Source organism: Polaromonas sp. (assembly GCF_039932935.1).
Classification (GTDB): Bacteria; Pseudomonadota; Gammaproteobacteria; order Burkholderiales; family Burkholderiaceae_C; genus Polaromonas.
The window spans coordinates 267,952-275,256 of record NZ_JBDTPB010000145.1 but is presented as its reverse complement, the minus strand read 5'-3'; the positions used below and the strand labels follow the sequence as shown (position 1 = coordinate 275,256).

At 63.1% G+C, this 7,305-nt stretch carries 8 protein-coding genes; 5 read left to right on the top strand and 3 right to left on the bottom strand.

The window, feature by feature from the left end:
* The 3 genes from ABI546_RS23130 to ABI546_RS23120 all read left to right on the top strand — a co-directional run.
* A partial coding sequence (locus ABI546_RS23130; RefSeq protein WP_348050658.1) for a hypothetical protein occupies nt 1-206 on the top strand: 206 nt, incomplete at its 5' end.
* Nucleotides 207-255: 49 nt separating this feature from the next.
* Nucleotides 256-432, top strand: a complete 177-nt coding sequence (locus ABI546_RS23125; protein ID WP_348050656.1) for a hypothetical protein — start codon at nt 256-258, stop codon at nt 430-432.
* A gap of 14 nt (nt 433-446) precedes the next feature.
* A complete protein-coding gene (locus ABI546_RS23120) occupies nt 447-734 on the top strand; it encodes a hypothetical protein (RefSeq protein WP_348050654.1) in 288 nt (95 codons plus the stop codon).
* A 297-nt stretch (nt 735-1,031) separates the two neighbouring features.
* Here ABI546_RS23120 and ABI546_RS23115 read toward each other — a convergent pair whose 3' ends face one another.
* The 3 genes from ABI546_RS23115 to ABI546_RS23105 form a co-directional block, all read right to left on the bottom strand.
* A complete protein-coding gene (locus ABI546_RS23115) occupies nt 1,032-2,195 on the bottom strand; it encodes a DSD1 family PLP-dependent enzyme (RefSeq protein WP_348050651.1) in 1,164 nt (387 codons plus the stop codon).
* A gap of 61 nt (nt 2,196-2,256) precedes the next feature.
* The gene (locus tag ABI546_RS23110) at nt 2,257-3,240 is read right to left on the bottom strand and encodes an ornithine cyclodeaminase family protein (RefSeq protein ID WP_348050649.1); all 984 of its coding nucleotides are present in this window, start codon (nt 3,238-3,240) and stop codon (nt 2,257-2,259) included.
* A gap of 50 nt (nt 3,241-3,290) precedes the next feature.
* Complete coding sequence (locus ABI546_RS23105; protein WP_348050647.1) at nt 3,291-4,004, bottom strand: PAS domain-containing protein; 714 nt, start codon at nt 4,002-4,004, stop codon at nt 3,291-3,293.
* Nucleotides 4,005-4,146: 142 nt separating this feature from the next.
* Between ABI546_RS23105 and ABI546_RS23100 the strand changes: the two genes are divergently transcribed.
* The gene (locus ABI546_RS23100) at nt 4,147-5,637 is read left to right on the top strand and encodes an MFS transporter (protein WP_348050645.1); all 1,491 of its coding nucleotides are present in this window, start codon (nt 4,147-4,149) and stop codon (nt 5,635-5,637) included.
* Between the two features lie 258 nt (nt 5,638-5,895).
* Nucleotides 5,896-7,251: a DEAD/DEAH box helicase gene (locus ABI546_RS23095; protein ID WP_348050643.1), complete on the top strand. Its 1,356-nt coding sequence runs from the start codon at nt 5,896-5,898 to the stop codon at nt 7,249-7,251.
* The last annotated feature ends 54 nt before the right edge of the window (nt 7,252-7,305 follow it).

Here is a 7,305-nt window from a genome sequence, read left to right as displayed (position 1 = left end):
AAAATGCCTGTGTGTACGGTGTGCGCGTGTCGGGGGCAACAATCTTTAGCTATGTTGGTGGGGATCCTCTTTCGTATTCCGATCCGATGGGGTTGCAGGTGGCGCCCACTCCGTGGGGGCCGGTGCCACTGCCTCCGCCCGTCACGCCGATTCCAAATACGCCTTTGCCAGATTTGTTAAAACCAAGTCCGCTTTTGCCTACGTGAAATTGGGACGGGATAACTTGGCCTGATTGGATGGGAAGGGAGAAACCCCGTGACGATGGCGATAGCAAGCCAAAATTTTGCAAGCTTATTTCGGGTTTCCGCCTTGGGGATGCACCGGATTGCCGACACAAACTGCAATGCACATACCAATGCTCTGATGGAGCAGTTATTACGAGGGTTATCAACCACAAAGTATCCAATTGCCCGGATTATTTTGCTGACCTGAGATAAGGTGCTGGAATGCCAATTTCAATAACTCCTGCTGCCATGGCTCACTTGGAGAAAATGATCGCCGATGTGGCGCTCAAAGATCCGGTCGTTCTGATCGGCAAGAGCGAATCCCTCGCAGGTGACTGTTTAGGTTGGTACGTCGGTCTCGATGAGCGTCAAAATTTCTCAAATTCAAGTCTTGAGACGGTAGGTGGATTGACTGTCTTTGTTGACCCGCTATGGAGTCGCGAGTTAAACGCAAGCTCGCTGGAAATGCAAGCAAATCAGTTTGTTATCGTACCGAAGACAAGCACCTGAATCCGTGACCTCAGCACCCCGGCTAGCAGTATTGGTGTGAATTTTCGCGCTTGTTTGATCCGTCTTTCTATCGAGCGCTGACCCGCGTAGGCGTCGCCAAGGCCTCGAAGATTGGGCGTATTCGGAGGTGGTCACCGGATCAACCGATGAGTGGAAAGACGGGTCAATCTCGCACGGAAATCCACAGATGTGGAGGATTGCCGTCAAAACTGGCCCGTATGACCATTTCTAGTCGGTATTGATCACGCCCTAGGCAGACTTCCTAAGCCCCTTTTTAATAGCAAATAAAAACGCGAATCACCAGCCGTGCAAGCGGCTCCAGGTTGCCAGCTCGCCGCTTTCGGCCAGCGCGTGGTAGTGCGGGTACTGCGCACCGGTCGCGCAGGCGTGGTTGGGCAAAATGCGCAACTGCATTCCAATGGGAAAGCGGGCGGCGATGTCTGTGTCGGGTGCGCCCTCTCGCGAGAGGATGCCGTGCTCCTGGTTGGCGCCGCTGATCACATAGCCTGGCAACACCTTGCCGTCGGTGCTGCACACCTGACCGTAACCGAAGTCATGCCGCTGCTTTTGTGTGCCGCGGTCACGGCTCATGGCCATCCAGCCGGCATCCACAATCGCCCAGCCTTTGTCGGCCTGGTGACCAATCACCGTGGTCAACACGCTGAGCGCGATGTCGTCGGTGGCGCACACGCCGATGTTGTGCATCACCAGATCAAAGAAAACGTAGACGCCGGCGCGAACTTCGGTGACACCCTGAAGCTGTGTGGCCGACAACGCCGTGGGCGTAGAGCCCACACTGACCACGGGGCACGGAAAACCCACCGCACGCACCCGCTCAGCAGCCTCCACGCAGGCAGCGCGCTCCTGCTCGGCCATGGCCGTCAGCGCTTCAGGCGTGTTCAGGTCGTAGCTGGAGCCCGCATGCGTCATCACGCCGCCCAGTTTCATGCCGCCCTCACGCAGCGTGCGCGCCACCTCCAGCAAGGCGGCTTCGCCGGGCTTGATGCCGGAACGGTGGCCGTCGCTGTCGATTTCGATCCAGACCTCGAAAGCTTCGCCGTGCTCACGGCCAAAAGCGGCGATGGCTGCGGCCGAAGCCACGCTGTCGGTGATGATTTTCAGGTCGCACCCCTGGCGGCGCAAAGCCAGCGCTTGCGGCAGCTTGGTGGCCACCATGCCAACCGCATAAAGAATGTCGCCAAACCCATCGGCGTAAAACTGCGCGGCTTCCTTGAGTGTTGACACCGTGATGCCTTGCGCGCCGGCAACCCGCTGCGCCTGGGCTACCGGGGTGCACTTGCTGGTTTTGACATGCGGGCGAAAGCGCACGCCGAGCGCATTCATGCGCGCCTGCATGCGGGCGATGTTGCGCGCCATGCGCGGCAGGTCAATCAGTGCGGCGGGGGTTTCGAGGGTGGCCAGGGAACTGAGCCCGGTAGCGGCCGATGGAGTGGCTAGCAAGGTGGTCTCCGCGTGGTGTGGGGGATGAAGGAACGAAGGAATGAAGGGTCAGGGAAAAGTGTCACCAGGGCCAGGCAATGCTCTGGCCCTTGCCCGCAAGGCGTGCGCGCTGCTCCAGCAGCCTGGCAACGGTCAGGTCTTGCAAGGCGATGCCGGTCATGTCGAACACGGTGATGTCACTGGCGCCGCGCGCAAAGGCCGCCTTGCCAGACAGCACATGGCCGATTTCGGTGCAGGCGGTGTCGGGCGCCCACTGCAGCTCGCCAATGCTGCGCGATTGCGCGGCATCGTCCACAAACACGCGCGCTTTGGCGAGCAGGCCTTCGGTCAGCTCGCGCTTGCCTTTGGTGTCGGTGCCCACGGCATTGACATGGGTGCCGGGCTGAACCGCAGCCAGGTCAAACAGCGGGCCCTTGCCGGTGGTGGCCGCAATCACCACATCGCTTTGCGCCACGGCGGCATTCACGTCTGCCGCATGCGAGATGGCGCACGGGCTACCGGCAAACAGGGCCTCAAACGCTGGTTTGGGCTGGCCGTTGGCCGTGGCGTAAAACACTTGGCGCAGGCCGGGCAACAAACGAATCGCATAACGCAGCTGGACCTGTGCCTGCACGCCGGTGCCAAAAACGCACGCCGTGCGGCTCTCAGGCCGCGCCAAATGCAGGCCCAGGCCGCCGGCAGCGCCGGTGCGCTCGGTGGTCACGGCGTTGCCGTCGATCACGCAGACAGGCCGGCCGGTAGCGGGGTCGAGCAGCATGATGGTGGCCTGGTGCGCATCAGCGCCGCGCGCGGGGTTGCCGGGCCAGAAACCCGCCGCCTTGAAGCCCAGCAGCGCCTGCGCGCCTACGTCACCTGACTTGATGCCGAAGACGCCGCCCGTGGCCAGCCTTTCACGCACCAGGGAAAACACACGGCCCTCGCCCTGGCTGTGCAGCACAAAAGCCTCTCGTGTGGCGGCCAGCACCTCGTCGGGTTGCAACAGCGCGGCGACGTCGTCCCGGCTCAGCAGCAACAGCGTGGCGTGTTCAGTGGGGTTTTCAGTCATGTGCTTGTTTGGTTGGATTGGGTCCGGCGTGACGTGATGGGGGCGTGGTGCTATTTGGCATAGCTGTACACCGCCGCGCGCGACACGCCCAGATGCAGCGCCGTGATTTCCATGGCGCGGCGAATGTCCATGCAGCCGGCGTCTTTGAGTTCCTTGAGTAGCGCGCGGCGCTCATCGGCCTTGAGCGAGCGCGGCGTGGTGGCCAGCCGGGCCGCGAACTGGTCAATGCGCGCGCGAATGACGTCGGCCCCCGCCGGGTCGAGCGACTCGGTCACGGCCGCGCCGGTGTCGATGGAGCTGAACTGCCCCAGCGCGTTCTGCAGGCTGCGAAACAGCGTGAGGTCCACGTTCATGCACAGCGCCGCAATGTAGCGGCCGCTGGAGTCGCGAATGCCCACCGAGGTGCTCTTGGCCTGGCGGCCGTCGGCAAACTGGTTGGCGTAGTTGGAGATCACCTGCTGGTAACTCGGATCGGCAATGCGGGCCAGGCCCAGCTCGGTGGTTGGGTCACCCACACGCCGGCCCGACAGGTTGTTATGAATGGCCAGGATGGAGTGCTTGGGGTCCAGCAAATCATGCAGCACCACTTCGCAAAACGGCGCAAAAGTTTCGCTCAGGCCCTGGGCAACGTACTGCAGCTGCTCCAGCAGGCCGGCCTGCTCGGGCGTACGTTTCACGGGCTTTTTGGCGGTGGAGCGGGCGCTTGAAGGAGACAACGCGGCGGATGACGGCTGCGTGGAGGGGCGGGAGTTAGGCTTGCTCATCTGGAAATATTATCCAGATATAGACAAATTGTCAATTCATCTACAAACCGCAACAGACACGCCTGGGGCTTAGCCGCTAAGCTCCGGCAAGGCCTACTTCCCAGGGCCGCTAAGCCCCTCAAGAACACCAAAAGGACACGCCATGCCCGGCAGCTCACACGCACCCTGCGATGACGGGGTCATTCATTCACAGCGCGGCGAACTGCCTGCCGCCGCCGGCGCCCACGGAAAACGCAAGGGCTTTGCCCTTGCCGCCACGGTGCTGGGCTCGTCCATGGCCTTCATTGACGGTTCGGTCGTCAACATTGCCCTGCCCGCCATCCAGCACGACCTGGCGGGCAATTCGCCGACGGGCCTGGCCGACATGCAGTGGGTGATCAACGCGTATTTGCTGATGCTCGGCTCACTGGTGCTGGTGGGCGGCTCATTGGGCGACAGGTTTGGCCGCCGCAAAATCTTCATCCTCGGCATTGCGATCTTTACTGCCGCGTCAGTGGCCTGCGGCTTTGCGCCAGGCCCGCTGGCGCTGATTGCCGCGCGCGCCGTTCAGGGCGTGGGCGCCGCGCTGCTCGTGCCAGCCAGCCTGGCCATCATCGGCAATGTGTTTGAGGGCGAAGCGCGCGGCAAGGCCATAGGCACCTGGGCCGCGTGGGCGGCCATTACCGGTGCGGCCGGCCCGGTGGTCGGGGGCTGGCTGGTCGATGCCGTGTCGTGGCGGGCGATCTTCTTTTTGAACCTGCCCATGGCCGCGGCCACGGTGTGGCTGGCGCTGTTTGCCGTGCCCGACAGCCGTGACCCCGACGCACCGCAGCAGCTTGACTGGCTGGGCGTGCTGCTGGTGGCCGGCGGCCTGGGCGCCCTCACCTACGGCCTCACGCTGGCGCCCGAGCGCGGCTGGCAGGCGGCCAGCGTGCTGGGGCCGGCGGTTCTGGGCGTGGCCTTGCTGGTGGCCTTTGTCTACAGCCAGGCGCGCACGCGCGCACCCATGATGCCGTTGGGCCTTTTTGCCTCGCGTGACTTTGTGGGCACCAATTTGCTGACGCTGCTGCTGTACTTCGCGCTCAGCGGCGCGCTGTTCTTTTTGCCCTTTGTGCTGATTGGCGCGTTTAAATACTCTGCCACCGCCGCCGGGGCTACGCTGCTCCCGCTGTCTTTGCTGCTCGGGTTTTTGTCGCCCGCCACGGCCAAGCTCACGGGCCGCTTCGGCGCACGGCGCATGCTGATCGCCGGCCCGGCCGTGGCAGCCGCGGGCTTCGCCCTGCTGGCGCTGCCCGGCGTGGGCTGGTCTTACTGGGCGGGGTTCTTTCCCGCCATGGTGGTGCTGGGCCTGGGCATGACGATTGCCGTGGCGCCGCTGACCACCACGGTGATGAACGCGGTGCCGTCCACGCATTCCGGCGTTGCCTCGGGCATCAACAACGCCGTTGCCCGCGTGGCCGGCCTGCTGGCCGTAGCGGTGCTGGGCGTGGTGTTTGCGGCCAGCCTGGGCGGCCCGGTGCAATCGGCCTCACCCGACGTACTGATTGCCGCGTTTCGCTGGGTGGTGCTGGGCTGCGTGCTATGCGCCCTGGGTGCATCAGCCTGCGCACTGCTGTTTCTGGAGGCGGCGCAGCAGCCAGCCCGAAAAACTTAAGAGAAAAGTGCCTGCAGCCCGCTCAGGACCAGCGCAAGCAGCTATATTTTTGATAGCGCAAGCGTAAAGTGGCCGTTGCAGAAAATCACATGGAAGCGGCCCCCTACGGCACTGCCACCGGCAGCACGGCGTAAAAAGAAGCCCGAGGCTTAAACTTGCGGCTTCGGGCGGCAGCGCACCGCACCCTACGCCGCGCACGACATTGCGTGCCCTTACTCGTTCCAGATTCCTCTTCCAGATTCTTCTTAGATCCTCCCCATGCCCTTTAGCTCTCTTGGTTTTACGCCCTCACTTTTGCCGCTGCTACTGCGCGCCCTCGAAGAAAAAGGCTACACCGCACCCACCCCCATCCAGTCCGCCGCCATTCCGGCCATTTTGGAAGGGCGTGATGTGCTGGGCTCAGCCCAAACGGGCTCAGGCAAGACCGCGGCTTTCTCGCTGCCGCTGCTGCATCAGCTGGCCAATGCACCCGCCGACACCGCCGGCCAGCACCGTCCCGTGCGCGCGCTCATCCTTGTGCCCACGCGCGAACTCGCTGCGCAGGTCGGTGAGGCCATCGTGGGTTTTGCCAAATACCTGCCGCAGCGCAGCGCCGGGCCGCCCCAAGCAAGCTCGGCCCCCTCGGGGGGCAGCGCAGTACACGCAGTGACAAGCGTGGGGGCCCACAAGCCTCTCAAAGTTGCCATCGTGTTCGGCGGTGTCTCTATCAACCCGCAGATGATGAATTTGCGCGGCGGCGCAGACATCGTGGTCGCCACGCCCGGCCGCCTGCTCGACCTGATCGATCACAACGCCCTGACGCTGACCAACACCAGCACGCTGGTCCTGGACGAAGCCGACCGCCTGCTCGACCTGGGTTTTGGCGAAGAGCTGAACCGCATCCTGGCCCTGCTGCCCGCCAAACGCCAAACGCTTTTCTTCTCAGCCACCTTCCCACCGGCCATTGAAGCGCTGGCGTCCAGCCTGCTGCGCAACCCGCTGCGCGTGGAAGTCGCGCCCGCAGAGCAAGCCATACCCGACATCACCCAACGCGCCATCGAAGTCGACGCACCCCGCCGCACCCAGCTGCTGCGCCACCTGGTGCAGACCGAAAAGTGGGACCGCGTCCTCGTCTTCGTCGCCACCAAACACGCCGCCGAAATCGTGGCCGACAAGCTGCGCAAAGTAGAGATTGAAGCAGAGCCCTTCCACGGCGAACTCAGCCAAGGCAAACGCACCCAAGTGCTGCAAGACTTCAAGATCAAGGCCGTACAAGTCGTGGTGGCCACCGACGTTGCCGCCCGCGGCATCGACATCGCGCAAATGCCGGTGGTGGTGAACTACGACCTGCCCCGCTCAGCGACTGACTACACCCACCGCATAGGCCGCACCGGCCGCGCGGGGGAATCAGGGTTGGCGGTGAGTTTTGTGAGTGCTGCCACTGAGGCGCATTTCAAGCTGATTGAAAAGCGCCAGGGTATCAAGGTGCCGCGTGAGCAGGTGGTGAGGTTTGAGCCTGTGGAGACAGTGCCGGTGAATGTGATGGACCCGGCGGGCACTGGTGGGGTCAAGGGGAAGCGGCCTAGCAAGAAGGATAAGTTGCGGGCGGCGGGTTCTAGAGCTATGTCGAAATAGGGCCTAAGCTATTGTTTTCATTGACGAATATTTCCGTCGTATCAACAGGGCCGT

Bases quoted from the DNA above. Each gene is read 5' to 3' on its own strand.
- ABI546_RS23120 (WP_348050654.1), top strand. From the start codon at position 447: ATGCCAATTTCAATAACTCCTGCTGCCATGGCTCACTTGGAGAAAATG.
- ABI546_RS23110 (WP_348050649.1), bottom strand. From the start codon at position 3,240: ATGACTGAAAACCCCACTGAACACGCCACGCTGTTGCTGCTGAGCCGG.
- ABI546_RS23105 (WP_348050647.1), bottom strand. From the start codon at position 4,004: ATGAGCAAGCCTAACTCCCGCCCCTCCACGCAGCCGTCATCCGCCGCG.
- ABI546_RS23100 (WP_348050645.1), top strand. From the start codon at position 4,147: ATGCCCGGCAGCTCACACGCACCCTGCGATGACGGGGTCATTCATTCA.
- ABI546_RS23095 (WP_348050643.1), top strand. From the start codon at position 5,896: ATGCCCTTTAGCTCTCTTGGTTTTACGCCCTCACTTTTGCCGCTGCTA.